Origin of the sequence: Methylobacterium sp. J-070 (assembly GCF_022829385.1) — a bacterium.
GTDB lineage: Bacteria > Pseudomonadota > Alphaproteobacteria > Rhizobiales > Beijerinckiaceae > Methylobacterium.
Genome location: NZ_JAKSXX010000110.1, coordinates 23266 through 47517 on the forward strand (window position 1 = coordinate 23266; position 24252 = coordinate 47517).

Genomic DNA, 24252 nt, shown 5'->3' on the forward strand with positions numbered 1-24252 from the left:
AATTTCTTGAGCCAATCTGTGGCGGACCGGCCACGGCGCCGCGGCGAACGGTAGAGATTCACCAGTTTGTCGGACGTCGGGCCCGCATCACTCGGGGGCGGTCAGGGTGCGCAGGGCGCTGCGGACGTCCGCCAGGGTCCCGACCAGGGCGTAGCAGGCGAAATCGTGGTTGCCGGCCGCGGCCTCGGCGATCCGGACGGCGCAACCCAGGCGGGTCGCCCCCGGCCCCGGCCGGACGGTGAAGCGCGGGCGGGGGGCATCGGGCTCCTGGGCGGGCGGGTCGGGGCTCCAGACTGCCAGGGCGTGCGAGCCCTCGGGCGTCGCCAGGACCACGGGGGCCGGCTCCTCGCCGGGGGCCGCGGCGCGGCGGCTGAGCGCGCCGGTGGCGGGGTCGAAGCGCCAGGCCTCGGAGAATTCCGCCGGCACCGCCAGCGTCAGGGGCTCGAACCGCGCCGCGGCGGCGGGCCCGGGGAGCACGAACCGCGCCTGCACCTCGACGGCGTTGCCGAGGCCCGGCAAGCCGAGGGCGACCCGCTTGTGCAGGATCACGTCGGCGGCCGCCCCAGTCTCCGGAGGATCCCAGGCCAGGCGCGTCTCGGTCTCGGCCCAGCTCCGCCCGGACCGCAGCGCGCGGAGCCGGCGTGCGGCCGGTTCCGCGGCCTGCGGGCCGCCGGCCTCGCTCACCCGGCGGCGGCCGGACCCGGATCCGAGGGCCGCGCGCGCCTGCAGGGCGTCCGCCGGTTCCGTGTCGGCCAGGAAGGTGACGCCGTCCCACGTCAGGGTATCCACCGCCCCGGCGACGCGGCGCGCCAGGCGCAGGCTGATCTCCGACCGGCCGAAGGGCCGCGCCAGCACGAGGGTGCCGTCCGGCTCCGGCCAAACGGGGCCGGCCGCGTCCCCGGCCCGAGCCGCGACCGCGACGAGCGCGGGGCCGAAAGGGGTGGCGGCGAGGGGCGCGGCGAGGAGCGCGGCGGCGAAGCCCCCGCACCGGGCCGCGCGGAACCGCCGAGGGGACCGGGGCTGCATCGCACGACCATAGCTCAGGAACGCACCGCCATGTCGACTGTCCTCGAACGCCTGGCGCGGCTCGCCCGCCGCGCCGCCGATGCCCCCGCGCCCGGGCTGGCCACCAAGGCCGCCACGGTCCCGTCCTTCGCCCTCTACGCGGAGGGGCGGGCCAGCTGGACGCCCCGCGACCCGGCCGCGCTGGCCCGGGCCGGCTACCAGGGCAACCCGGTGGTCCACCGGGCGGTGCGGCTCGTCGCCGAGAGTGCCGCGAGCCTGCCGCTGATCGCCACCGGGCCGGGGACCGAGCGGGCCGGGGACCTGCTGGCGCTGCTCGCCCGGCCGAACCCCCGGGAGAGCGGCACGCATCTCCTGGAGACGCTGTACGCCGACCTCCTGCTCACGGGCACGGCCTACCTGGAGGCGGTGACGCTCGACGGACGGGTCGCGGCCCTCCAGGCCCTGCGGCCGGGCCGGATGCGGACGCTGCCGGGCCCCGACGGCTGGCCGGCCGCCTACGTGTACGCGGCGGGCGGCCGCAGCCGCCGGTTCGACCTGCCGCCGCCGGGTGCCGCCGAGGTGGCGCCGATCCTGGCGCTGGCCCTGTTCCACCCGGAGGACGACATCGGCGGCCTCGCCCCCATCGAGGCGGCCGCCACCGCGCTCGACATCCACAACGCCGCGAGCGGCTGGAACAAGGCGCTCCTCGACAACGCCGCCCGGCCCTCCGGAGCCCTGGTCTTCGCCGGGGCGGCGCTCTCCGAGGCGCAGTTCGACCGCCTGAAGGCGGAGCTGGAGGCGAACTACCAGGGCGCGGCCAATGCCGGACGGCCTCTGCTGCTGGAGGGTGGCCTCGACTGGAAGCCGCTCGCACTGTCGCCCCGGGACATGGACTTCGTCGAGGCGAAGAACGCGGCGGCCCGGGAGATCGCCCTGGCGTTCGGGGTCCCGCCGCTGCTGCTCGGCCTGTCGGGGGACAATACCCACGCCAACTACGCCGAGGCCAACCGGGCCCTCTACCGCCAGACCCTGATCCCGCTGGCGGCCCGCACCGCCCAGGCTCTGTCCACCTGGCTGGAGCCCGCCTTCGGGCCGGTCGATCTGGAGCCGGACCTCGACCGGATCGAGGCGCTCGCCGGCGAGCGCGAATCCCTGTGGCGCCGGATCCAGGCCGCGGACTTCCTGTCGGTGGCGGAGAAGCGCGAGGCCGTGGGCTACCCCCCTGAGACCGCGGGAGGGGCTGGCTGACCGGCGCTCCTACCTGGGCCGCCTGTGTTCTCCCCCTCAACCGACCCCTGGTGACGCGGGCGCCGCTCCCCGGACGGGAACGTGGGCGTGGCACCGTCGCAGACCCGCCCCACGCCCGAGGATCCCGCCATGGACGGCCATTTCACCGGCTATGCCAGCGTCTTCGGCGTGCCCGATCTCGGGCGCGACGTGGTGGTGCCGGGCGCGTTCTCGGCCAGTCTCGCCCGGCGCGGGCCGGCCGGCGTGCGTCTGCTGTTCCAGCACGATCCCGCCGAGCCGATCGGCCGCTGGCTGTATCTGCGCGAGGATGCCCGCGGCCTGTTCGCGGAAGGCCAGCTCAACCTCGCGGTGCAGCGCGCCCGGGAGATCGACGCCCTGATGCGCGGGGGCGGCCTCGACGGGCTGTCGATCGGCTTCCGCACGGTGCTGGCCCGCAAGGGCCCCGGCGGCGAGCGCAGGCTCCACCAGGTCGACCTCTGGGAGATCTCGCTCGTGACCTTCCCGCTGCAGCCGGGGGCCCGGGCGAGCCCGGAGCCCGACACCCTGGCCGACGAGATCCGTGGCCTCGCCCGGCGGATCGCGCCAGCGCGCCTTCCGAGACCCGCCGTCCGGCTGCCGCCGGCCGCCCGGCCCTGACGTTCCCACCCCCGCCGACGAGGCCCCCGATGCACGCCCAGACCCCGATCGCCCGTCCCGTCCTGGAGACCAAGGGCGCTTTCCCCGAGAGCGGGTGCGGCTCGCCCGACCTGGAGAACAAGGCCGCCCGGCCCGAGGGCGGCTCCGCCCGGTCGGCGCTCGACGAACTCGCCGCCGCCTTCGCGGCGTTCAAGGAGACGAACGACACCCGCATCGGCCAGATCGAGGGCCGCCTCGGCGTCGACGTGCTCACGGAGGAGAAGCTCGCCCGGATCGACGCCGCCCTCGACGCCGCCCGCACCCGCCTCGACCGGATCAGCCTGGCGCAGGCCCGACCGCCGCTCGGGCAGCCGCAGCCCCGGGTGGATGCGGCCGCCCACGAGCATAAGGCCGCCTTCGACCTCTACGTCCGGGCCGGCGAGAGCGCCGGCCTCAAGCGCCTGGAGGCCAAGGCGCTCTCGGCCGGCTCGGGGCCGGACGGCGGCTACCTCGTGCCCGACACGATCGAGCGCACCGTGCTGATGCGGCTCGGCCAGGTCTCGCCGATCCGATCGATCGCCAGCGTGCAGCAGATCTCGGGCGCCCAGTACAAGCGCGCGGTCTCGGTGGGCGCTCCGGTCACCGGCTGGGCGGCCGAGACCGCGCCGCGCCCCGAGACCGCCGCGCCGGCCCTGACGGAGATCGCGCTCCCCGCCATGGAACTCTACGCGATGCCGGCCGCCACGCAGACGCTGCTGGACGACGCCGTGGTGGACCTCGACGCGTGGCTGTCGGCCGAGGTCGAGACCGCCTTCGCCGAGCAGGAGGGCGTCGCCTTCGTCACCGGCAACGGCGCCAGCCGCCCGCGCGGCTTCCTCAGCTACGACACGGTCGCCAATGCCGCCTGGGCGCCGGGCAAGCTCGGCTTCGTCGCCACGGGGGTGGCCGGCGCCTTCCCGCCGGCCAGTCCGGGGGACGTGCTGTTCGACCTGATCTACGGCCTGCGGGCCGCCTACCGGCAGAACGCCGGCTTCGTGATGAATCGGCGCACCCAGAGCGCGATCCGGAAGTTCAAGGACGCGGAGGGCAACTACCTCTGGCAGCCGCCGCTCGCCGCCGGCCGGGCGGCGACGCTGATCGGCTTCCCCGTCACGGAGGCCGAGGCGATGCCGGATCTGGCCAAGGACAGCCTGTCGCTGGCCTTCGGCGATTTCCGCCGGGGCTACGTGGTGGTGGACCGCACCGGCATGCGCGTGCTGCGCGACCCGTACTCGGCCAAGCCCTACGTGCTGTTCTACACCACCAAGCGCGTCGGCGGCGGGGTGCAGGACTTCGACGCGATCAAGCTGGTGAAGTTCGGCTGAGACATCGGGCCGACCGAGCGGGTCCCCTCTCCGGTGCGGGAGAGGTCTGCTCTCGCAGGGAACCGGGTGAGGGATCGGGTCTGTGCGGAGGCGCCGCCTCCCTCAGGGCCGGGACGGCGCGGCCTTCCTGACCCTGCCGGTTCCACACCCAGATCGCGCCCCGACCGGGAGGGGGCCAGGCATGCCGTCCCCGCGATGTCGTTACATCGTGGCGCAGTCGGGGGGTGGGCGCCGCCGAACCTGCTGCGCGGCGCCGCCGGAAAATCCTGGGCCGGCAGCCCATCGGGACAAACCCGAGCGGGCCGCCGGCGGTGAGCGCTCTCAGCGCCCCGGGTTGCCGTCGCGCAGGGTGCCGGTGGGCTCCTGCACGTGGGCCTCCAGGAACCAGAGATGCTTGTCCACCGCCCGGGAGATCTCGGTGAAGAGGTCGGCGGTGTCGGGATCGCCCGCCTCGTCGGTCTCGTCGATGTTCTCGCGCACCGCGTTGGCGTAGGCGGCGTAGCTGTCGATCAGCGCGGCGATGTGGTCGGCGATCGCGTAGATGCCGGTCGGGTACGCCGGAAGCTTGGTGTGCTCGGCGACCACCTGGGTCGAGCCGAAGGCCGTGGCGCCCAGCTGAACCGCACGCTCGGCGACGCTGTCGTTGAACTCGTCGAGCTCGGTGCGGAACCCGTCGAGCATCTCGTGGACGCCGATGAACTGCGGGCCCTTGAGGTTCCAGTGGGCCTGCTTGATCGACAGGGCGAGGTCGATGCCGTCCGCCAACCGGGCGTTGAGGGCGTCGATCGAGACCTTCTTGGCGTTCGAATCCGTGTTGTTGCGGGTCTTGTGCGACCGGGGGGTATTGCGGGTGCCGGCGTCGGCCATGGTGTCGCTCCGTGAGCCTGAAAGGTTCGGATGCGAAAGTGCCGATGGGGCTTCAGGTTCCCGCAGGCGCGCAGGATCTGCGGGATGGCGAAGGGCCGGGCGGCTCCAAGTCCTTGATGCCACGCGCTCTTGCGCCGAGCCGGATTCCGCCGCCGCGGCGGGCGCGCTAGCGGCGTCGGGTACGCGCCGTCCAGACGGGCCGGTTGCCCCGCGGCAGGGCGTCGCTCACTGGGATCCGGGCCAGCTCCGCCGAGCGCGCCGAGATCCAGCCGGCATGCTCGGCCACCGGCGTCACCGCGGTGAAGCCGCCGCAGGCGGTCCGGCGGGCCCCCTGCTGGAGGGCGCCGCTCGACCAGCTCACCACGCCGACGATCCGGTAGCCCCCGGGGCCGCCGGCGAGGATCGGGCCGCCGGAATCGCCCAGGCACGCGCCCGCTCCGGAGGTCTCGGCCATGCGCTGGCGGTCGGTCACCACGGTCACCCGATTGGCGACCTGCAACGAGCCGATGGAGACGAGATGCGCCAGCCGCAGGACCCGCGCCGAGCCGCGCCGGTTCTCGGCCACGACGCCGAAGCCCGCGATGTCGACCGGCGCGCCGGTTTCGATCGAGGCGGCGCCCCGCGGGTCGAGGGGCGCATAATCGGCGCCGAGGGGCGCTTCGAGCTTGAGGAGCGCCAGATCGACGCCGGGCTGCTCCTCCGGCGTCGTGCCGGGCACGAAGTCGGGGTGCATCGTGGCGGCGATCACCTGGGTCCGGTGCTGGCGGAAGCCGCGGTCGACGCTGATCACCGTGTAGCCGGCCGGTCGCATCACGCAATGGGCGGCGCTGAGCACGAGATCGGGGGCGATCAGCGTGCCCGAGCAGATCTCGCCCTCCGTGCTCTCGATGCGCACCACGAAGCTGCGCGCGCCGTTGGGGTCGCGGGTGGTGGTGCCGTTGATCACCGCCGCCGCGGGGGCCGGAAGCAGGCCGGCCAGCGCCCCGAGCAGCGCCGCGCCGATGAGGCCGCCTCCGACGCCTCCGCGGAGACGCGCGCGCAGGCCGGCCTTGCGGATCGGGCGAGGGGACATCGGGCACTCCGGGGGGGCGCCGTCGGCGCGAGTGGGGACGCCGGATCGAGGGTGCGTCGGCGCGTGAGCCTAGAGCAAGGCAATGACCCGGCCAAGCTGAGGTTCCCTGCGGATCCGGCCGACTCTACGGCGTCCAACGCGCGCTCCGGCCCCAGCCCTCCAGCACCCGGTCGATCCAGCCGTGCTGCGGCCCGATCAGGACCCCCTGCGTGAGGCCGCCGCAGGCGCCCCCGACCCAGGCGGCGAGCGCCCGGACGGCCCCGTCCGGCCCGGCGATCGGGCCGCCGGAATCGCCCTGGCAGGCGCCGCCGCCGGCGCCCTTCAGCCAGACCAGGATGCGGCTCGGCCCGTAGGGCTCGATCACCGGCAGGTCGATGCTGCGGTGGGTGCCGGTGGAGCGCGGGTCGCCGGGCCTGGCGGCGCCGTAGCCCGACAGGGTCAGGGTCTCGCCCGCCTTCGGGGACGCGGCGCCGAGCGTCACCGGGGCGAAGCGCGGCGGCAGCGGCGTCGCGGTGCGCAGCAGCGCGAGGTCGATGGAGCGCCGCCGGGCCGCCGCCGCGCCCGCGTCGTAGCCCGGATGCACGGCGCGGCCCGCCACCTCCACGAGGACCGGGGCGCCGGCGGCGTCGCGGAAATGGACACGGAGTTCCGGCGCGTCGGCGGCGCAATGGCCGGCGGTGAGCACCGTGTCGTCGGTGAGCACCACGCCGGTGCAGACGCCGCCCTTCGACGACAGGACCATCACGGCGCCGCCCGCGGGCGAGTCCGCGCCGCCCACGATCGCCCGAGCTGGCAGGCTCGCGAGCGACGGACCCGCCGCCAGGACGGTGCAGGCCGCCAGGCGTCGCATCGAGATCGGCATCAGACCACCATTCGAGAGGGACGCGCGATGATCCCGTTACGCATCGACGCCTCCGCCGTCGAGCCGGTGAGCGTCGCCGACCTGCGCGGCTACCTGCGCGTCGATTCCGACGACGGGGGTACCGAGGACGGCCTGCTCCAGGCTCTGATCACGGCGGTCCGCGCCAGCCTGGAGATCGAGACCCGCCGGATCCTGGTCCCGGGCCGCTACCGGATCGCGCTGCCCGGCTGGCCGCCCGGGGGGCGGCTGCCCCTGCCGCTCAGCCCGCTGGTGGCCCTCGTCCGTGCGGGGTTCGCGGCGGCCGACGGCAGCGTCGCGGTCCTCGCCGAGGGCCTCGTGCGCCTGGGCCCGGACCCGGTGGAGGCGCCGTGCCTGCTGGTCGATCCGGAGGCGCCGGACCCCGCCGGCCGCACCATCCTGATCGAGGTGGCGGCGGGCTACGGCGGCGATGGACCGCCGCTGCCGCCGCCGCTGCGCCTCGCGATCCTGCGGCTCGCCGCCGCCCGCTACGAGCATCGCGGCGACGAACCGGACGCCGACGCCGCCGACCTCGCCGCGCCCTTCCGCCGGATGCGGCTGTGATCCCGCGCCCCTCGATCCCCGGAGCCCGTCCCATGGCGACACAGCCCCGGCCGCCGCTCGGCGCCCGCTGCCGCCGCTTCGTCCTCGAACGGCCCCTGGAGGAGCCCGATGGCTTCGGCGGCGTGCTCCGCCGCTACGTGGCCGGCCCGGTCCTGTGGGGCGCCCTGGCGCCGGCCGGCGTCGTCGACCGCCCGGCCGGCGGCCGGACCGACACCCTGGCCGCCTACCGTGTCACCCTCCGGAGCCGGACCGACCTCGACGCGACGATGCGGCTGGCCGCCGGCCCCCGGCGCTTCGCGATCCGCGCCGTGACCGAACCCGATGCGCGGGGCCGCGACCGCGTCTGCCACGTCGAGGAACTGCCTCGCGAGAACCTGCCGTGACCGATCCCAGCCCGCTTCTGGCGCTCCGCGCCGGCCTGATCGCCCGCTTCTCGGCCGATGCCGCCCTCGCGGCGCTGCTCGGCGGTCGGGTGCGCCTCTACGACGAGCCCCCGCGGGGCTCGGTCCCGGTCTACGCCCTGTTCGGCGACGCCGGGATCCAGGACGATTCCGTCGACGGCGCCGTGCGCCACCGCCACAACCACGAGATCGTGGCGATCGCCCGGGCGGGCTCGGTGCGCACCGCCCTCGACGCCGCCGAGCGCATGGCGGCGCTGCTCGCGGACGAGGCGATGCCGCTGACGGGCTGCCGGCTCGTCACCCTGCGAGTGCGCGCCATCAGGGCCCACCGCGATACCCGGACCGGAGAGGCGCGGGCCAGCCTCGCCCTCGAGGCCGTCACCGAGACTTTTTGATGGTAGGGGCGTCGGATCCGACCTGCCTTTCCCTCCGATGTGCGCATAGGTCCGGCCGAGGTTCGGCAGGACAGGTCCGACACGCGCCTTCCCTCCCCGCTCTGCAGGGGAGGGTGGCCTTCGCGTGAGCGAAGGTCGGAGAGGGGACCGGGCTTCCGGATCGGTCGCGACGGGCGAGACATCCTGACCTGTCGTGCTGGCCTGCTCCCGACCCCCTTTGGGGGCCATTCGCCCCCGCGGAGGGGGGAGCCGCGGCGCCCGCCGTGCCCGGTCTCCGATGGATCCGTGCCGGATCCCGGATCAGGTTCTGCTGCCGCTCCACCTGTCCGGGACAGGGCACGCGTGGGCTACGACGCGGCACGACGTTCGATGGCAACGAGGCAGGAGGAAGCCGATGGGCGCGCAGAAGGGCAAGGACCTGCTGCTCCGGGCCGGGGACGGCGCGGGCGGCTTCGTGGCCGTGGCGGGCCTGCGCAGCCGCCAGATCACGCTGAACGCCGAGACCGTGGACGTCACCAACGCCGATTCCGCCGGCCGCTGGCGCGAGCTGCTCGCCGGCGCCGGCGTGCGCCGGGCCGCGATCTCCGGATCGGGGGTGTTCCGCGATCAGGCCTCGGACGCGCGCCTGCGGCAGATCTTCTTCGACGGGGCGATCGAGACCTTCCAGATCGTGGTGCCGGCCTTCGGGATCCTGGAGGGGCCGTTCCAGATCGCGAGCCTCGAATACCGGGGCGATCACGCCAGCGAGGTCACCTTCGACGTCAGCCTGGATTCGGCGGGCGCGCTCGGCTTCGCGGCGGCCTGACGCCATGGCCAACCGGATCCGCGGGGAGGTGCCGCTCGTGCTGAGTGGGCGGCGCTACACCCTCTGCCTGACCCTCGGCGCGCTGGCCGAGCTGGAGGCGGCGCTCCAGGTCGGCGACCTGACGGGCCTCGCCGGGCGCTTCGCAGGCGGGCGCGTCTCGGCCCGGGACCTGATCGCGCTGCTCGGCGTCGCCCTGCGCGGCGGCGGCCACGACATCGACGACGCGGCTGTGGCGCGGATGCCGCTCGCGGGCGGGCTCGACGCCGTGTCGGCGGCCCTCGGCGAGGTGCTGGCGGCGGCCTTCGGGGAGGCGCCGGGCCCGGCAAACCCTCCGTAGAGCCGCCTCCGCCCGCATCGCAACCGGAGACGGCTCGAAACCCCGCCGGCTTCCCCTGGGACGATGCCCTCGCGCTCGGCCTCGGAATCCTGCGCTGGAGCCCCGCCGCCTTCTGGGCGGCGACGCCGCGGGAGTTCGCGGCGGCGCTCGGCCGGCGCGCCGGGCCGGAGCCCATGACCCGCGCCGCCTTCGAGCGGCTGCTCGCCGCCTATCCCGATCCGCGCTGAGGCATCCCGATGGCCGAGACCGAATCCGACATCGCGGGCGACGCGCGGATCAAGCAGCTCGAGACCCTCGACCGGCTGGCGCAGAATTTCGGCCGCAGCCTCGACACGGCGCTCACCCGGGGCGCCGCCTCGGGGCGCAGCCTCGACGGGGTGCTGGGCACGATCGGGTCCCGCCTCGCCGGCGCGGCGGCCCGGGCGGCGGCCGGGCCGATCCGGTCCGGGATCGGCGGCCTCGTGAACGCCGTACTGGGAGCGGGCTCCGGCTCCGAGGACGGCTATGCCCGCGGCGGGGTGTTCCGGGGCGGGCGGGTCCAGCCCTTCGCGGCGGGCGGGGTCGTGGCCGCGCCGACCTACTTCCCCATGGCCGGCGGCACCGGGCTCATGGGCGAGGCCGGCCCGGAGGCGATCCTGCCCCTCGCCCGTGGCCCGGACGGGCGCCTCGGCGTCGCCGCCGGCGGGGCGTCGGCGCGCCCGGTCTCGGTGAACGTCACCATCGCGACGCCCGATCCGGGGGCGTTCCGCCGGTCCGAGGCGCAGGTGACCGCGAGCCTCGCCCGGGCGGTGGCGCGGGGGCAGCGGGCGACGTGAGCCCGGGAACCCGTGCCGGACGCGGGGCCACGCGTTGGCCATAGCGAACGCTTCCGCGGCGCTCCCTTCCCCGCAGAGGGGGGAGGGAGCGCGCCCGCCAAGTCCGGTGCTTCTCACGCCGCCCTGCGCGCCTCCGTCTCCCGCGCCCGGCTGCGGCGGCCGTCGACGCTCACCGGGGCGACGCCCTGGATCGTCACCCGGCGGACCACCCGGGGCTGGTCGCCGTAATCGTCCACCGCGCGGTGCACCGTCGCCCGGTTGTCCCAGATCGCCACGTCGCCCGCCCGCCAGGTCCAGCGCACCGTGTTCTCCGGCCGGGTGGCGTGGTCGTGGAAGATCGCCAGCAGGTGCTGCGAATCCGCCGTCGTGAGTCCCAGGAGGCGCTGGATGAAGTGCCCGACGATCAGCGAGCGCTCGCCGCTCTCCGGATGCACGTGGACCAGCGGATGCTCGGTCTCGAACACGGTCCGGGTGAACACCTCCTCGTGGCGCCGCCGGCCTTCCTCCGAGACGGTCACGCGCCCGCCCACGTAGTCGTAGACGTTCGAGTGCAGCGCCCAGAGCCGGTCGGCGAGATCGCGCAGGGGCTCGGGCAGCTCCGCGTAGGCCGCGGCCGTATTGGCCCAGAGCGTGTCGCCGCCGAAGGGGGGCACCGTCACGGCGCGCAGGATCGAGATCGCCGGGTAGGCCGGCACGAAGGTCACGTCGGTGTGCCAGGAACTCGCCCGCTCGCCCCGGCTGCCGTCGAGGTCGAGGACGCCCGCCGTGCCGGCGAGCGGCGGGACGGTCGGGTGCGGGACGAGGTCGCCGAGCAGCCGGCCGAACGCCTCCTGGCCCGCCTCGTCGAGGCTCTGGTCGCGGAAGAACACGACCTTGTGGGTCACCAGCGCCGCGCGGAGCGCCGTGACGGTGGCGGCGTCGAGCCCGTCCGAGAGCGCGAGGCCGCGGATCTCGGCGCCGATGCGTCCGGCGACGCGGCGGATGTCGAGGACCGAGGATGACGGGTGCAGAGGCTGGGGGATGGCGGTCATCGGAAGGTTTCCCTGGCAGGACGGCGACGCGGCGGGCATTTTCGGCGCGCGCGATCGAGTTGTTCCGGGGCCGAATGACCCGGAATTCGTCCGCGTCGTCGCCGATGATCTTTGGCCAGCCGCCCCGGTTTGTCGATAAACGGCGTTTTCAAATTTTCGGATCTTTCCGAAAGGCTTTTTCCGGATGCCCCGGTCCGGCAGCGTCGGCGTTCCCCGACGCTGCGCGGCGTCCGGCTGGCCCGGATGGCCGACGCGACGACAGCACGCGGCGACTCGAGGGCTCGCACCATGGCCGACGACTTCCACGAGGTGCTGTTTCCCCTCGACGTCTCGCTGCGCGCGAGCGGCGGGCCGCAGCGGCTCACCGAGATCGTGACCCTGGCCTCCGGCCGGGAGCACCGGAACGGCCGCTGGGCCGATTCCCGCCGCCGCTACGATGCCGGCTTCGGCCTGCGCGGCCTCGACGCGCTCCACGCCGTGCTGGTCTTCTTCGAGGAGCGGCGCGGCCGGCTCTACGGCTTCCGGTTCCGCGACCGGGTCGATGGCCGCTCGGGGCCGCCGGGACGGGCGACCGGCCCCCTCGACCAGCGCCTCGGCATCGGCGACGGCGCCACCGCGGTCTTCCCGCTGGTGAAGACCTACGGCAGCGGCTTCGCACCCTACCGGCGCCGGATCGCCAAGCCGGTGGCGGGCAGCGTCCGGGTGGCGGTCGGCGGCCGGGAGGTCGGGCCCGACGCCTTCGCGTGCGACGCCGCCACGGGGCTCGTCGCCTTCTCGCCCGGCCACGTCCCGGCACCGGGCGCCGTCGTGACGGCGGGCTTCGCCTTCGACGTGCCGGTCCGCTTCGACACCGACGACCTGACCATCGATCTCGCGGCCTTCACGGCGGGCGAGATCCCGAAGGTGCCGCTCGTCGAGATCGTGCCCTGAGGAGGGAGCCATGCGCGACATCCCGGCGGCCTTCGCGGCCCATCTCGCGGGGGGCATGACCACCCTGTGCCGCTGCTGGTCCTTGCGGCGGCGGGACGGGGTCGCCCTCGGCTTCACCGACCACGACCGCGACCTGACCGTCTCGGGTCTCGTCCACGAAGCCCGGACCGGGCTGGAGGCCGCCGAGGCCGTCGCGGAGCTGGGTTTCGCCGTCTCGGGCGGCGACGTGGCGGGCGCGCTCAGCAGCTTCGGCCTGACCGAGGCCGACATCGCCGGCGGCCTCTACGACGGCGCCGCGGTGGAGACCTGGCTGGTCGATTGGAACCGGCCCGAGACCCGGCTGCTGATCGACCTCGCCACGATCGGCGAGGTGCGCCGCGAGGGCGACGCCTTCGTGGCGGAGCTGCGCGGCCTCACGCACCAGCTCGACGCCGAGCGCGGGCGAACCTACCGGGCCACCTGCGGCGCCGACCTCGGGGATGCCCGCTGCCGGGTCGAGCTCGCACCCTGGCGCACGACCGGCCGTGTGACCGCGCTCCCGGAGCCCGCGACGCTCGCGGCGGTGCTGGCGGGCGCCTTCGCCGACGGCCTGTTCACCGGCGGCCGGCTGACCTGGACCGACGGTGCCAATGCCGGGCACGCGGCGGACGTCCGGCTCCAGCTCGGCGGCCTGATCGAGCTCTGGACCGTGCCGCCCCGGCCCGTGGCGCCCGGGGACGGCTTCACGCTGACGGCGGGCTGCGACAAGCGCCTCGCCACCTGCCGGGACCGCTTCGCCAACGCGGCGAACTTCCAGGGCTTCCCGCACATGCCCGGCAACGACGCGGTGGCGCGGGCGGTGCCGGGCTCGGGGCCCGTCCTCGACGGCGGGAGCCTGTTCCGATGAGCGCGATGCGGCGGGATATCGGCGCGGCGGCGCTCGGCGAGGCCCGGCTGTGGCTGGGGACGCCCTACCGCCACCAGGCCTCGCTGCGCGGGGTCGGCTGCGACTGCCTCGGGCTGCTGCGCGGGGTCTGGCGCGGGCTCTACGGGACCGAGCCCGAGGCGGTCCCGCCCTACACCGGCGCGTGGGCCGAATCCGCCGCTCCCGGCAGCGACCCGCTCACCGAGGCGGCGTCCCGCCACCTCGTGCCGGTGCCGGGCTCCCTCGCCGACGCGGTGCCCCGGGCGGGCGACGTGCTGCTCTTCGCCTTCCGCCGCCACCTTCCGGCCCGCCACTGCGCCCTCGCCACCGGCGACGGCGCCATGATCCACGCCCATGACGGGGCCGCCGTCACCGAGGTGGCGCTGACCCGCTGGTGGCGGCGCCACCTGACGGGGGTGTTCCGGTTTCCGGACTCCGCCTCAGGCGGCCGCGGCCACGCGGAGCTCGACCTGCAGCCCGGCGGCGGCGAGCATCGAGACCAGCGAGTCGATGGCGAACAGGTCGATCTTGCCGCGCATCAGGTCTGAGACGCGCGGTTGCGTGATGCCGAGGATCTTCGCGGCCTGGGCTTGGCTCAGACCCGTCCGCTCGATGTGATCGTGCAGGGCCATCATCAACGCCGAGCGGATGCGCATGTGCGCCGCCTCGGCCGGCGTGTCCTCAACGGCATCCCACACGCTGTCGAAGCTCGTGCCCGTCATGATTTCAACTCCCGAACGAGGTCGGCATGGCGTTGCTTCGCCAGGGCAATGTCGGCCGATGCCGTCCTCCGTGTGGTCTTGCGGAAGCGATGGAGGACGAAGACCGCCTCCGGGAATTTCGCCAGGGAGATGACGCGGAACGCACCTCCGGTTCACGGATGCGGATCTCCCGGACGCCCGGACCGATGGACCGCATGGGCTTCCAGTCCTCGGGATCCCGACCGGACTGAACGCGGTCGATCTGATAGCCGGCAGCGCGCCGGGCATCCTGAGGGAAGGCGCGCAGGTCATCGAGCGCGTTCCCGCGGAACACCACGCCTTCGGGCTGCCGAGTCACGCCTGAGCACCACACCGTCCGCGCGGATCGGCCGGATATACAAAAACTTGTATATCTCCGCAATCGCTGCCGCGCTCGATCATCCCGGAGCCCGCCATGGCGACCCTGATCCTGTCCTCGGCCGGTGCCGCGGTCGGCACCGCGCTCGGCGGTCCGATCGGCGCCGTGGTCGGGCAAGGGCTCGGCGCGGCCGCGGGCTCGGCGCTGGGCGGGGCCCTGTCCGGCTCGGGGCCGCACACGCGCTTCGTCGAGGGGCCGCGCCTCGCCGACGTGGCCGGCGTGACCTCCACCGAGGGCGACCCGATTCCCCGGGTCTATGGCAGGGCCCGGATCGGCGGCACCCTGATCTGGGCGACGCGTCCGCTTGAGGTCGCCAACACCAGCGTGGCCCGCGCCGCGACGCCCGCCAAGGGCATGGGCGGCCAGAGGACCGTCACGACCCGCTACGCCTACTACGCCAACCTCGCGGTCGGGCTGTGCGAGGGCGAGATCGCCTGCGTCCGCAGGATCTGGGCCGACGGACGGGAGATCGACCAGGTCGGCCTCACGATCCGGGTCCACACGGGCGGCCCCGCGCAGGAGCCCGACCCGCTGATCGTCGCCAAGGAGGGGGCGGAGAACGCGCCGGCCTATCGCGGCCTCGCCTACGTGGTGTTCGAGCACCTGCCGCTCGCCGATTTCGGCAACCGCATCCCGCAATTCGCCTTCGAGGTGATCCGCCCGGTCAACGGCCTGTTCGGCCGGGTCCGCGCCGTCGACCTGATCCCCGGGGCCGGGGAGTTCGCCCTCGATCCGGACCGCGTCACCGTCGATCTGGGCCTGGGCCGGACAGAGGCGGCCAACCGGCATCAGCTCCAGCGCACCACCGACGTCATCGCGTCGCTGGACGCGCTGCAGGCCCTGTGCCCGAACCTGCGCCGGGTCGCCGTCGTGGCGACGTGGTTCGGCACCGACCTGCGGGCCTGGTCCTGCCGGGTGGTGCCCAAGGTCGAGACCCCCCGCAAGCGCGCGAAGCCGGAGGACTGGTCCGTGGCGGGGATCGCCCGGGCCGAGGCCGAGGTCGTCTCGACCCTGCCGGACGGCACGCCGGCCTATGGCGGCACGCCGGCCGATGCCGGGCTGACCCGGCTGGTGGCCGAGCTGGCGCGCCGCGGCCTGGAGGTGCTGCTCTACCCGTTCGTGATGATGGACGTGCCCGCCGGCAGCGGGCTCCCCGATCCCCGCGCCCCCGGCGCGACCCAGCCGCCCTATCCCTGGCGCGGGCACATCACCTGCGATCCGGCGCCGGGCCTGCCGGGCAGCCCGGACGGGACCGACGCCGCCGCCGCCCAGGTCGCGGCGTTCTTCGCCGGATACGGCGCCGCGGTGCTGCACTACGCCGACCTCGCGGCGCGCTGGGCGGCCTCCGGGGTGCCGCTCGCGGGCTTCGTCATCGGCAGCGAGCTCGTCGGCCTCACCCGGGTGCGCGGCGCCGACGGATACCCGGCGGTGGCGGCGCTCCGCAGCCTCGCCGCCGCCCTGCGCGCGCGCCTCGGCCCGGGCGTCGCCCTGGTCTACGGCGCGGACTGGACCGAGTACGGCGCCCATGTCCGCGACGGCGGCGCTACCGTCCGTTTCCCCCTGGACGACCTGTTCGCGGACGGCAACATCGCGGCGGTCGGCATCGACTGGTATCCGCCGGTCTCCGACTGGCGCGACGCGCCGGAGCATGCCGACCTCGCGGTGGCGGGCGACATCGCCGACAGGGCCTACCTCAAGGCCCGCGGCGCGTCGGGGGAGGCCTACGACTGGTACTACGCCGATGCGGCCGGCCGCGCCGCCCAGGATCGCCGCCCGATCACGGACGGCGTCGCCGGCAAGCCGTGGATCTTCCGGGCGAAGGACCTCGTGGCGTGGTGGTCGAACCCGCACGTGGAGCGCGACGGCGGCGTCGAGACGCGCAGCACCGCCTGGGTTCCCATGGGGAAGCCGGTCTGGTTCACCGAGGTCGGCGTGCCGGCGGTGGACAAGGGCACGAACGGGCCCAACGTCTTCCCGGATCCGAAATCCCCCGAAGGCGCGTACCCGCCGCATTCCCGCGGCCTGCGGGACGAGCTGATCCAGCTCCGCGGGCTGGAGGCGATCCTCGCCCGGTTCGACCCGGCGGCGGAGGGCTTCCGGGACGCCGACAACCCGGTCTCGCCGGTCTATGCCGGCCGGATGGTCGACCCCGAGAGGGTCTTCGTCTGGGCCTGGGACGCGCGGCCGTTCCCCGCCTTCCCGACGGTGCGCGGGGTCTGGGCCGACACGGCCAACTGGCGCATCGGCCACTGGGTCACGGGCCGGATCGAGGGCTGCGACCTCGACCTGCTGGTGCTGAAGATCCTGGCGGAGTTCGGCTTCGACGCCGCCGTCTCGGTTGAGGCCGCCGCCTTCCTCGACGGCTACGTCGTGGACCGGCCGCTCACGGCGCGCGGCGCCCTGGAGACCCTGGCTCAGGTCTACGGCCTCGACGTCTCGGCGGTGGCCGGTCGCCTGCGCCTGCGCGGTCCGCGCCGCGACAGGCCCGTGGTGCTCGCCGAGGCCGACCTCGTCCGGCTCTCGGAGGAGCGGCCGGTGCTCCGCCAGGTCCGCGCCGAGGAGAGCGCCCTGCCGCGCTCCGTGGAGCTCGGCATCACCGAGGCCGAGAGCCCGGAATACCGCCGCGCCACCGCGGCGGCGGTGCGGCCCGCGGGGGCGCGGCGGCGCGAGACCCGGATCGAGGCGGCGATCGTCACCCGCCGGGAGACCGGCGACGGGCTGGCCGAGGCGATCCTCGACCGCGCCATCGCGGCCCGCGACAGCGCGGTCTTCACCGTGAGCCCCCGCCGGGTCGAGCTGGAGCCCGGCGACCTCCTGGCGGTGCCGGTCGACCTCCCCGGCGGCGCGGTGCTGCGCCGGATCGACCGGATCGACGATGCCCCCACCGGCCGGCGGATCGAGGCGAGCGGCGTGCCGCCCCGGGGCGGGCCGGGGCGGATGCTCGCCCGCAGCCCGGCCCAGCCGGCGGTGCCGGCCCCGGTGTTTCCGGGACAGCCCCTGGCGCTCGCCCTCGACCTGCCGGTGGACCGCGGCAGCCCCACGGTCCTGCAATACTGCGCGGTGGCGGCCGAGCCCTGGCCGGGGGCCGTCGCGGTCTGGCGCGCCGAGGGGGCGGGGCCCCTCGGCCTGCACGGCCACGTCGATTACCCCGCCTGCCTCGGGACGACCCTGTCGCCGCTGCCCGCCGGGCCGCTGTGGCGGATCCAGCGGGGCGCGCATCTCGACGTCACCCTGCGCCGGGGCGGGACGCTGGCCGCCATCGGCGAGGCCGCGCTGCTGGCGGGCGGCAACCTGTTCGCCCTGATCGGGCCCGACGGCACCGTGGAGCTGCTCGGCGCGGCGGACGCCGTGTTGACCGGCCCCGACACCTACCGCCTGTCGGGCTTCCTGCGCGGGCTCGCGGGCAGCGAGGCGGCGGCGGGGCGTTCCACCCCGGCGGGCAGCCTGATCGTGCGGCTGGACGACGGTGCGGTGGTCCCCCTGGTCGCGCGCCTCGACGAGGCCGGGCGCGCCTTCCGCTACCGGATCGGGCCGGCGGACCGCGATCCGGGCGATCCGGCCTTCGCGGAACTCGCCGCCACCGCCGGGGTCGCGGCGCTGCGGCCGTTGCGTCCCGTCCACCTTCGGGCGCGCCGGGGGACGGAGGGCGTACGGCTCTCCTGGATCCGCCGCGCCCGTCGCGACGGCGACGCCTGGGAGCCCGCCGAGATCCCCCTCGACGAGGCCGAGGCCTACGCCGTGACGCTGTTCTCGGCCTCCGGCGCGCCCCTGCGCACGCTCCGGGCCGAGACCCAGCAAATCCTCTACGCCGACGAGGCGCAGGATTTCGGCGGTCCGCAGCGGAGCCTCGACCTGGCCGTGGCGCAGCTCGGCACCGTCGCGGGCCCCGGGCCGGCCCACCGCGCCCGCATCCCCGTCCGCTCGGCCTGAATTCTCGGGAGCCGCCCCATGTCCGACGTTACGCCCCGTCTCGGCCTGCCGCTGATCGCCGCGGGCCAGGCCCAGAAGCACGTCACCCACAACGAGGCCCTCGGCCTCCTCGATGCCCTGGTCCAGCTCGCCTGCCTGGACAAGGACCTCACCGCGCCGCCGCCGAGCCCGGCCGAGGGCGACCGCTACCTCGTGGTCGCGGGCAGTCCGGGAGGCGCCTGGGCGGGGCTGGGCGGCCAGGTGGTGCGCTACGCCGACGGCGTCTGGCTCGGGTCGGTGCCGCGGGCCGGCTGGTTCGCCTACCTGATCGACGAGGCCGACCTCTACGTGTTCGACGGCGCGGCCTGGACGAGCTTCCGCCGGGCGCTCGCCGCGATCCAGAGCGTGAGCCGCCTCGGGATCAACACCGATGCGGATTCCACCAACCGCCTCGCCGTGAAGTCGGACGCGGCGCTGCTGACCTGGGACGACGCCACGCCCGGCTCCGGCGACATGCGGATCTGCATCAACAAGAAGGCCGCCGCCCGGGACGCCGCGCTGGTCCTCGAGACCGGATACGCGGCCCGCGCGCTGCTCGGCCTTCTCGGGAGCGACGATTTCAGCCTGAAGGTCTCGGCGGACGGGGCCGCCTACGCCACGGCGCTCACCGCCTCGGCGAAGACCGGGGGGGTCGACTTCGCCTCCGCGGAGACCACCCTGGCCGCCGCCGCGACCACGGACCTCGGCGGCACCGGCACGCGGCGGGTCCTCGTCACCGGGACGGCGACGATCACGAGCTTCGGCGGGGTGCCCGACCGGGAGCGGCTCGTGCGCTTCGCCGGCGGCGCCCGGCTCGTCCACGACGCGGGCAAGCTCGCGCTGCCGACCCGGGCCGACCTCGTGACGGCGGCCGACGACACCTGCCTGGCCGTCTCGGACGCGGCCGGCCGCTGGCGCGTGTGGCACTACCAGCGCTCCGACGGGACACCGCTGGCGACCGCCGCGCGGGCCGCTGCGTGACGTCATCGCGGCGGCCTTGATCGGGCGCCCCGGAACGACGGGCTGGCTCTGGCGGCCCGGATTGCGGCGGCAGGCATGCGTCCCCATCGGGCGCGGCCCCAGCCCTCACCCCGCATCCAGCGCCGCCAGCATCACCGGCTCGATCGCCGCGTAGCCCGCCGCATTGAGGTGGATGCCGTCATCGGTCAGCGCCCGCCGGAGCGCCCCGGCCTCGGTGGCGAGCGGCGCATGATAATCCACGAGGCGCGCGGACCCCGCCGCGCAGGTCGCGCGCAGCCACGCGTTCAGCGCGCGGATGCGCGCCACCGGCTTCAATTCGGGCCGCCAGCCCCAGAAGTCGCTCGGCATCACGGTGCCGATCCACAGCGGCAGCCCGGCCTCGAAGGCGAGGCGCCCCATGGCGAGGATGTTCTCGCGGATCGCCGCGTCGGAGACCGGGCCGTCGACCTCGGCGATGTCGTTGATCCCGCAGAGCAGGTGGACGCCCCGGGCGCCCACCGTGTCCCGCAGGAAGCGGGCCCGGATCTGCCCGCTCGTCTGACCCGGTACGCCCAGGGCCAGGAAGCCGTGCCGCCCGAAGGTCTCGGCCCGGGCGACGCCCCAGGCGGCGGTGATCGAGTCGCCGATGAACACCAGCGGCCGGTCCTGTCCGCGTCCCATCGCTCAGCCCATCCGCGCCGTCGCCCGAGAGCCGGGTCCCGGCGGTGCCCATAGCCCGGCGGCGAACGGCCGGCCATCGAGCGGAGCGTGCGCATGCGGAATCCGGAACGGAGGCCGACGCCGGGCGACTTCTTCGCCGCCGAATGCCGCCGCCTCGGACCCCGCCTGATGGGCGATCTCGGGCTGAGCGACATCCAGGCGGCGGGCCTCCTGGGCAATCTCGGGCACGAGAGCGGCGGGTTCCGCGACCTTCAGGAGATCGCCCCCGCGGTCGCCGGCTCGCGCGGGGGCTGGGGACTCGCCCAGTGGACCGGCCCGCGGCGCAGGGCCATGGAGGCCTGGTGTCGGGCGCACGCCCTCGATCCGGCCGACCCGGAGGCGAGCTACGGCTACCTCTGCGCGGAGCTGCGCGGCACCGAGGCCGCGGCGCTCGCCGCCCTGCGGCAGGCCGCAACCCTCCGGGCCGCCACCGAGGCGGTGTGCCGGCGCTTCGAGCGGCCCGGCATCGTGGCGCTGCCCAGCCGGCTCGCCTGGGCGGCCCGGGCGCTGGCCGCCCTCCGGAGCGGTGACGCCCCGGCGACGCCCGCAGCCGGAGCCCTCGGCCCGCGCCGGGCCGCGCCCGCCGCAGACGTTCCCGAGCCGGCCGGGTCTGCCGCGCATGTATCACCCGGAGATCAGCCATGACGCACCGCATCCGCGCGGGGCTCGCCCTCGCCTGCGCCGCCCTCCCGTTCTCAGCCCTGCTGGTGCCGGTGCGGGCGGCCGGCGAGAGTGCCGCGGGCGCCGTGAGCGTGCCGTGGGGCGACTGGCTGGTCGCCCTGCTGCAGCCGGTCTCGGCGGTGCTCGTCCCGCTCGCCGCCACGGCGGTGACGGCCGGCATCGCCCGGGTCGCCCCCTGGGCCGCCTCGGTGCTGACCCGGGACCGGGTCGAGGCCGCGATCCGGGCGGGGGCCGCGTATGGCCAGAACGCCGTGGCCGGCGCCGCCAAGGGGCGGACCGTCAGCGTCGATCTCGGCGCCGCGGTGGTCGCCGCCGGCGCCCGGCACGTCCTCGCCACCGCGCCCGCCCACGTCGTCCGGACCGCGGGCGCCGCCGAGGGTGTCGCGGCCCGGATCTTCCGGGCGCTGCCGCTCGATCCGCAGGCGAGCGCCGCCAACGTCCTCGCCCCGGCGCTGGAGCAGTTGCGGGACCGGGACGCCCGCAGGCCGGCCCAGCGGCACGGCTGAGGTTCATTGCCGGGCGCGACCGCACATCCGGTCCGGCCGCCGGAGGGACGGGAGGACGGCCATGACCCTGATCCGCACACCGTCCCGCAAGTCCGCCGCCGCGCCCCCCGACGACGAGGCCGGATCCGGCACGCCCCTCGGGGGGCGGACGCGGACGATCCGCTTCCCGCCCTACTGGCACGCGTGGTTCGCGCGTCAGACCGAGCCGCGCCTGGCCGCGCTGGACGAACTGGTCGACGAGCACGTCGAGCGGCGGGCGATCCGCCGCTACCTCCGCCGGCTCAAGCACGCGACGGTGCTGGCCTTCGTCGCCGCCGCGGCGGCGGCGCACTGGTTCTCGGACCAGACCGCGTGGCTCGCGGAGCGGATCCCCGCCCTGCGGGCGCTCTGGACGCTGATCGTGGGAGGGTGAGATGAGCCTGCGCCGCAACCGGGTCCTCGACCGCCTCTGGCTGAGCCTGTCGGGCGCGGCGGCCCTGTCGGTTGCGCTCCACGCGGGAACGCAGCTCGGCCTTCGCAGCTGGTTCCCCCGGGCCGGCACCGCCGCCCCGGCCGCGCAGGCGGCCGTGGCGGAGGAATCCGGGCCGGCCGCCGGGTGTCGCGACGCCGGATCCGCAGCGGTGCGCGGGCCCGGGCCGCCGTGACTGGGGGCAACCATCCGCGCGGTGGAACCGGGGGGCGCCTCGCCCGTAATGCCGGCACGATGCCGACCGCGTTCCGATCGTTCGCAACCCCTTTCGCCCGCGCGCCGGGTGGGCCCGCCGCGCGGCGATGCAAGCTGCGCATTCAGGGCGCATTCAGTGCCCCCGGCCCACATCTCTCGCCAATGCGCTACGCCATCGCCCTCGTCGCCATCGGCCTGACCGCCGCGGCCCTCGCCGCGGGCGGCCTCGGCTCCATGGCCGACGACGGGCCGGCGCCGCAGACGGGCGCCGTCCCGAGTCCGCCGCCGGTGCGCGTCGAGGCCTGCCTGTCCCCCGCCGACATGCGCGAGGAGGTCGGCGAGCGGCGGGTGATCCCGCCGGTGGCGGCGATCCGCGCGGCCCGCGCGGTGATCCCCCGGGCCGAGATCCAGCGGGCGAGCCTCTGCCGCTACGACGACACGCTGGTCTACATGCTCACCGCCTTGCGCCGGGACGGTCATTTCGTGCACGTGATCGTCGACGCGCGCACCGGCAGCGTGGCTGGACAGTATTGAGCGGGCGCCGAAATCGTCTCGGAGGGGAGTGAGCCGTGCGTCTGCTCGTCGTGGAGGATGACAAGGACATCAACCGGCAGGTCGTGGCCGCGCTGGAGGAGGCCGGCTACGTCGCCGACAAGGCCTATGACGGCGAGGAGGGCGGCTATCTCGGCGAGAGCGAGCCCTACGACGCCATCATCCTGGACATGGGTCTGCCCAAGGCGGACGGCGTCACGGTGCTGCAGAAATGGCGGCGGGCCGGGGTGAAGACGCCGGTGATCATCCTGACCGCCCGGGACCGCTGGTCCGACAAGGTCGACGGCTTCGACGCGGGCGCCGACGACTACGTCACCAAGCCGTTCCACATGGAGGAGCTGATGGCCCGGGTCCGCGCGCTCCTGCGCCGGGCCGCCGGGCACGCCACCAGCCAGATCGCCTGCGGCCCCGTCACCCTCGACACCCGCTCCGGCAAGGTCTTCGTCGACGGCGCGCAGGTGAAGCTGACGAGCCACGAATACCGGCTGCTGTCCTACCTGATGCACCATACCGGCCGGGTGGTCTCCCGGGCCGAGCTGACCGAGCACCTCTACGACCAGGATTTCGACCGGGACTCGAACACCATCGAGGTGTTCGTCGGGCGGCTCCGCAAGAAGCTCGCGGTGGACCTGATCCAGACGGTGCGCGGCCTCGGCTATCTGGTCGATCCCAACCAGCCGCCGGCGCGAGTATGACCGCCCGCCCGGTGCCCGGCTGGCTGCCGGCCGTGTTCATGCGCGGCGGCACCAGCAAGGCGCTGATTCTGCTCCGCCGGGACGTGCCGGGGGACCTCGCCGCCTGGGAGCCGGCCTTCCTCTCCGCCATGGACAGCCCGGACCCGTTCGGGCGCCAGCTCAACGGCATGGGCGGGGGCGTCTCGTCGGTCTCGAAGATCTGCGTCGTGGAGCGCTCGGCGCGGCCGGACGCAGACATCGACTACACCTTCGTGCAGGTGGTGGTCCGCGAGGGCCGCATCGACCTGTCGGGCAATTGCGGCAACATGCTCGCGGCGGTCGGGCCGTTCGCCGTGGACGAGGGGCTCGTGGCGGTTCCCGACGGCCCCGTTCATCTGCGGATCTACAACACCAACACGCGCAAGCTGATCGCGGCGAGCTTCGCCGCGCGGGACGGCCGGACCGTCTACCGCGGCGACCTCGCGATCCCCGGCGTCACCGGCACCGGCGCACCGATCCGCCTCGACTTCATCGATCCGGGCGGTGCCACCACCGGCCGGCTGCTGCCCACCGGCGCCGTCCGCCAGAGCCTCGACGTGCCCGGCCTCGGCCCGGTGGAGGTCTCGCTGGTGGATGCGGCTAATGCCTGCGTGTTCGTCCGCGCCGCCGATCTCGGCCTCACCGGCGTGGAGCTGCCCGCCGCCCTGGAGGCGGTGCCCGGCCTCCTCGACCGGCTGGCGCGGATCCGCCGGGCCGGCTCCGTGGCGATGGGCATCGCGCCGGATCTCGATGCGGCGGCCCGCATCGTCCACGTGCCCTTCGTCGGCCTCGTCGCCCCGCCGCAGGACTCCGGCAGCCTGTCCGGGGCGCCGATCCGCGCCGCGGATGTCGACCTGACGGCGCGGGTGATCTCCAACGGCGTGCCGCACCAGGCCCTGCCGCTCACCGCCACCCTGTGCCTCGCCGTCGCCGCCCGGCTCGAGGGCAGCCTCGTCCACGAGTCCGCCCGCCCCACCGGCGACGCCGCCCTGCGGGTCGGCATGCCGTCGGGCATCCTCACCGCCGACGCCGCCGTTTCGCGCGACGGCGAAGGCTGGCGGGCGGAGCGCGGCTCGTTCTTCCGCACCGCGCGGCCGCTGATGCGGGGCGACGTGTTCTACGATGCGCCGGCGCCGGTCTGAGCGCGCGACAAACC

General features: G+C 75.2%; 30 protein-coding genes and 1 pseudogene. 22 read left to right on the forward strand and 9 right to left on the reverse strand.

Features of this window, described 5'->3' with window-relative positions; all coding sequences use genetic code 11:
- Window positions 1-87: 87 nt before the first annotated feature.
- Window positions 88-1026 (reverse strand): hypothetical protein, encoded by a 939-nt coding sequence (locus tag MKL01_RS08235; RefSeq protein ID WP_243904729.1) that lies wholly within the window; start codon window positions 1024-1026, stop codon window positions 88-90.
- Between the two features lie 30 nt (window positions 1027-1056).
- On the opposite strand from MKL01_RS08235, the gene MKL01_RS08240 reads away from it, so the two are divergent.
- The 3 genes from MKL01_RS08240 to MKL01_RS08250 all read left to right on the forward strand — a co-directional run bounded on the left by MKL01_RS08240 (window position 1057) and on the right by MKL01_RS08250 (window position 4232).
- The gene (locus MKL01_RS08240; RefSeq protein WP_243904730.1) at window positions 1057-2253 is read left to right on the forward strand and encodes a phage portal protein; all 1197 of its coding nucleotides are present in this window, start codon (window positions 1057-1059) and stop codon (window positions 2251-2253) included.
- A gap of 129 nt (window positions 2254-2382) precedes the next feature.
- Window positions 2383-2889, forward strand: coding sequence for an HK97 family phage prohead protease (locus MKL01_RS08245; RefSeq protein WP_243904843.1), 507 nt, complete (start codon window positions 2383-2385; stop codon window positions 2887-2889).
- A 29-nt stretch (window positions 2890-2918) separates the two neighbouring features.
- Complete coding sequence (locus MKL01_RS08250; RefSeq protein ID WP_243904731.1) at window positions 2919-4232, forward strand: phage major capsid protein; 1314 nt, start codon at window positions 2919-2921, stop codon at window positions 4230-4232.
- Window positions 4233-4553: 321 nt separating this feature from the next.
- Here MKL01_RS08250 and dps read toward each other — a convergent pair whose 3' ends face one another.
- The 3 genes from dps to MKL01_RS08265 form a co-directional block, all read right to left on the reverse strand.
- On the reverse strand, window positions 4554-5099 hold the full coding sequence (gene dps, locus MKL01_RS08255; RefSeq protein WP_243904732.1) for a DNA starvation/stationary phase protection protein Dps: 546 nt from the start codon (window positions 5097-5099) through the stop codon (window positions 4554-4556).
- A gap of 166 nt (window positions 5100-5265) precedes the next feature.
- A complete protein-coding gene (locus tag MKL01_RS08260) occupies window positions 5266-6171 on the reverse strand; it encodes a S1 family peptidase (protein ID WP_243904733.1) in 906 nt (301 codons plus the stop codon).
- A 124-nt stretch (window positions 6172-6295) separates the two neighbouring features.
- Window positions 6296-7033: a S1 family peptidase gene (locus MKL01_RS08265; protein WP_243904734.1), complete on the reverse strand. Its 738-nt coding sequence runs from the start codon at window positions 7031-7033 to the stop codon at window positions 6296-6298.
- 27 nt (window positions 7034-7060) lie between these two features.
- Between MKL01_RS08265 and MKL01_RS08270 the strand changes: the two genes are divergently transcribed.
- The 7 genes from MKL01_RS08270 to MKL01_RS08300 all read left to right on the forward strand — a co-directional run bounded on the left by MKL01_RS08270 (window position 7061) and on the right by MKL01_RS08300 (window position 10368).
- The gene (locus MKL01_RS08270) at window positions 7061-7615 is read left to right on the forward strand and encodes a hypothetical protein (protein ID WP_243904735.1); all 555 of its coding nucleotides are present in this window, start codon (window positions 7061-7063) and stop codon (window positions 7613-7615) included.
- Between the two features lie 32 nt (window positions 7616-7647).
- Window positions 7648-7998, forward strand: coding sequence for a head-tail adaptor protein (locus tag MKL01_RS08275; protein ID WP_243904736.1), 351 nt, complete (start codon window positions 7648-7650; stop codon window positions 7996-7998).
- Window positions 7995-8411, forward strand: coding sequence for a DUF3168 domain-containing protein (locus MKL01_RS08280; RefSeq protein WP_243904737.1), 417 nt, complete (start codon window positions 7995-7997; stop codon window positions 8409-8411). Before MKL01_RS08275 ends, MKL01_RS08280 begins: the two co-directional genes overlap by 4 nt.
- Before the next feature lie 394 nt (window positions 8412-8805).
- On the forward strand, window positions 8806-9216 hold the full coding sequence (locus MKL01_RS08285) for a phage major tail protein, TP901-1 family (protein ID WP_243904738.1): 411 nt from the start codon (window positions 8806-8808) through the stop codon (window positions 9214-9216).
- A gap of 4 nt (window positions 9217-9220) precedes the next feature.
- Window positions 9221-9553: a gene transfer agent family protein gene (locus tag MKL01_RS08290; RefSeq protein WP_243904739.1), complete on the forward strand. Its 333-nt coding sequence runs from the start codon at window positions 9221-9223 to the stop codon at window positions 9551-9553.
- An 89-nt stretch (window positions 9554-9642) separates the two neighbouring features.
- Window positions 9643-9780: a phage tail assembly chaperone gene (locus tag MKL01_RS08295; protein ID WP_409566221.1), complete on the forward strand. Its 138-nt coding sequence runs from the start codon at window positions 9643-9645 to the stop codon at window positions 9778-9780.
- Window positions 9781-9789: 9 nt separating this feature from the next.
- Complete coding sequence (locus MKL01_RS08300) at window positions 9790-10368, forward strand: phage tail tape measure protein (RefSeq protein ID WP_243904740.1); 579 nt, start codon at window positions 9790-9792, stop codon at window positions 10366-10368.
- 113 nt (window positions 10369-10481) lie between these two features.
- On the opposite strand, the gene MKL01_RS08305 is transcribed toward MKL01_RS08300, so the two are convergent.
- The gene (locus MKL01_RS08305) at window positions 10482-11399 is read right to left on the reverse strand and encodes a TauD/TfdA dioxygenase family protein (protein ID WP_243904741.1); all 918 of its coding nucleotides are present in this window, start codon (window positions 11397-11399) and stop codon (window positions 10482-10484) included.
- A 288-nt stretch (window positions 11400-11687) separates the two neighbouring features.
- Here MKL01_RS08305 and MKL01_RS08310 point away from each other — a divergent pair, with 288 nt between their 5' ends.
- The 3 genes from MKL01_RS08310 to MKL01_RS08320 are packed head-to-tail and all read left to right on the forward strand — an operon-like array spanning window position 11688 to window position 13781.
- The gene (locus tag MKL01_RS08310) at window positions 11688-12329 is read left to right on the forward strand and encodes a DUF2460 domain-containing protein (protein WP_243904742.1); all 642 of its coding nucleotides are present in this window, start codon (window positions 11688-11690) and stop codon (window positions 12327-12329) included.
- Window positions 12330-12339: 10 nt separating this feature from the next.
- Window positions 12340-13215, forward strand: a complete 876-nt coding sequence (locus MKL01_RS08315; protein WP_243904743.1) for a DUF2163 domain-containing protein — start codon at window positions 12340-12342, stop codon at window positions 13213-13215.
- Window positions 13212-13781 carry an NlpC/P60 family protein gene (locus tag MKL01_RS08320; RefSeq protein ID WP_243904744.1) on the forward strand — a complete coding sequence of 190 codons (570 nt, stop codon included), beginning with the start codon at window positions 13212-13214 and terminating at the stop codon, window positions 13779-13781. The genes MKL01_RS08315 and MKL01_RS08320 overlap by 4 nt, the downstream gene beginning before the upstream one ends.
- Here MKL01_RS08320 and MKL01_RS08325 read toward each other — a convergent pair.
- From MKL01_RS08325 to MKL01_RS36150, 3 genes and pseudogenes are all read right to left on the reverse strand, one after another.
- Window positions 13674-13955: a helix-turn-helix domain-containing protein gene (locus MKL01_RS08325; RefSeq protein WP_243904745.1), complete on the reverse strand. Its 282-nt coding sequence runs from the start codon at window positions 13953-13955 to the stop codon at window positions 13674-13676. The two genes, MKL01_RS08320 and MKL01_RS08325, sit on opposite strands and share 108 nt — an antisense overlap.
- Window positions 13952-14086, reverse strand: a complete 135-nt coding sequence (locus MKL01_RS36145; protein WP_409566222.1) for a hypothetical protein — start codon at window positions 14084-14086, stop codon at window positions 13952-13954. The genes MKL01_RS08325 and MKL01_RS36145 overlap by 4 nt, the downstream gene beginning before the upstream one ends.
- Window positions 14087-14166: 80 nt before the next feature.
- Window positions 14167-14307: pseudogene (locus MKL01_RS36150) on the reverse strand (hypothetical protein); the annotation flags it as partial.
- An 81-nt stretch (window positions 14308-14388) separates the two neighbouring features.
- On the opposite strand from MKL01_RS36150, the gene MKL01_RS08335 reads away from it, so the two are divergent.
- Complete coding sequence (locus tag MKL01_RS08335; RefSeq protein WP_243904746.1) at window positions 14389-18282, forward strand: glycoside hydrolase/phage tail family protein; 3894 nt, start codon at window positions 14389-14391, stop codon at window positions 18280-18282.
- Window positions 18283-18300: 18 nt separating this feature from the next.
- A complete protein-coding gene (locus tag MKL01_RS08340; RefSeq protein ID WP_243904747.1) occupies window positions 18301-19281 on the forward strand; it encodes a DUF2793 domain-containing protein in 981 nt (326 codons plus the stop codon).
- 105 nt (window positions 19282-19386) lie between these two features.
- Here the strand turns inward: MKL01_RS08340 and MKL01_RS08345 are convergent, their stop codons facing one another.
- The gene (locus tag MKL01_RS08345; protein ID WP_243904748.1) at window positions 19387-19941 is read right to left on the reverse strand and encodes a GDSL-type esterase/lipase family protein; all 555 of its coding nucleotides are present in this window, start codon (window positions 19939-19941) and stop codon (window positions 19387-19389) included.
- A 93-nt stretch (window positions 19942-20034) separates the two neighbouring features.
- On the opposite strand from MKL01_RS08345, the gene MKL01_RS08350 reads away from it, so the two are divergent.
- From MKL01_RS08350 to MKL01_RS08380, 7 genes are all read left to right on the forward strand, one after another.
- A complete protein-coding gene (locus tag MKL01_RS08350) occupies window positions 20035-20625 on the forward strand; it encodes a phage tail tip lysozyme (RefSeq protein WP_243904749.1) in 591 nt (196 codons plus the stop codon).
- Window positions 20622-21167 carry a hypothetical protein gene (locus tag MKL01_RS08355; RefSeq protein WP_243904750.1) on the forward strand — a complete coding sequence of 182 codons (546 nt, stop codon included), beginning with the start codon at window positions 20622-20624 and terminating at the stop codon, window positions 21165-21167. Before MKL01_RS08350 ends, MKL01_RS08355 begins: the two co-directional genes overlap by 4 nt.
- Window positions 21168-21228: 61 nt before the next feature.
- Window positions 21229-21579, forward strand: coding sequence for a hypothetical protein (locus tag MKL01_RS08360; RefSeq protein WP_243904751.1), 351 nt, complete (start codon window positions 21229-21231; stop codon window positions 21577-21579).
- Window position 21580: 1 nt separating this feature from the next.
- Window positions 21581-21811 (forward strand): hypothetical protein, encoded by a 231-nt coding sequence (locus tag MKL01_RS08365; protein ID WP_243904752.1) that lies wholly within the window; start codon window positions 21581-21583, stop codon window positions 21809-21811.
- Window positions 21812-21993: 182 nt separating this feature from the next.
- Window positions 21994-22365 carry a PepSY domain-containing protein gene (locus MKL01_RS08370; protein ID WP_243904753.1) on the forward strand — a complete coding sequence of 124 codons (372 nt, stop codon included), beginning with the start codon at window positions 21994-21996 and terminating at the stop codon, window positions 22363-22365.
- A 35-nt stretch (window positions 22366-22400) separates the two neighbouring features.
- Window positions 22401-23078, forward strand: coding sequence for a response regulator transcription factor (locus tag MKL01_RS08375; protein ID WP_010684559.1), 678 nt, complete (start codon window positions 22401-22403; stop codon window positions 23076-23078).
- Complete coding sequence (locus MKL01_RS08380) at window positions 23075-24238, forward strand: 2-methylaconitate cis-trans isomerase PrpF family protein (RefSeq protein ID WP_243904754.1); 1164 nt, start codon at window positions 23075-23077, stop codon at window positions 24236-24238. Before MKL01_RS08375 ends, MKL01_RS08380 begins: the two co-directional genes overlap by 4 nt.
- Window positions 24239-24252 lie beyond the last annotated feature (14 nt).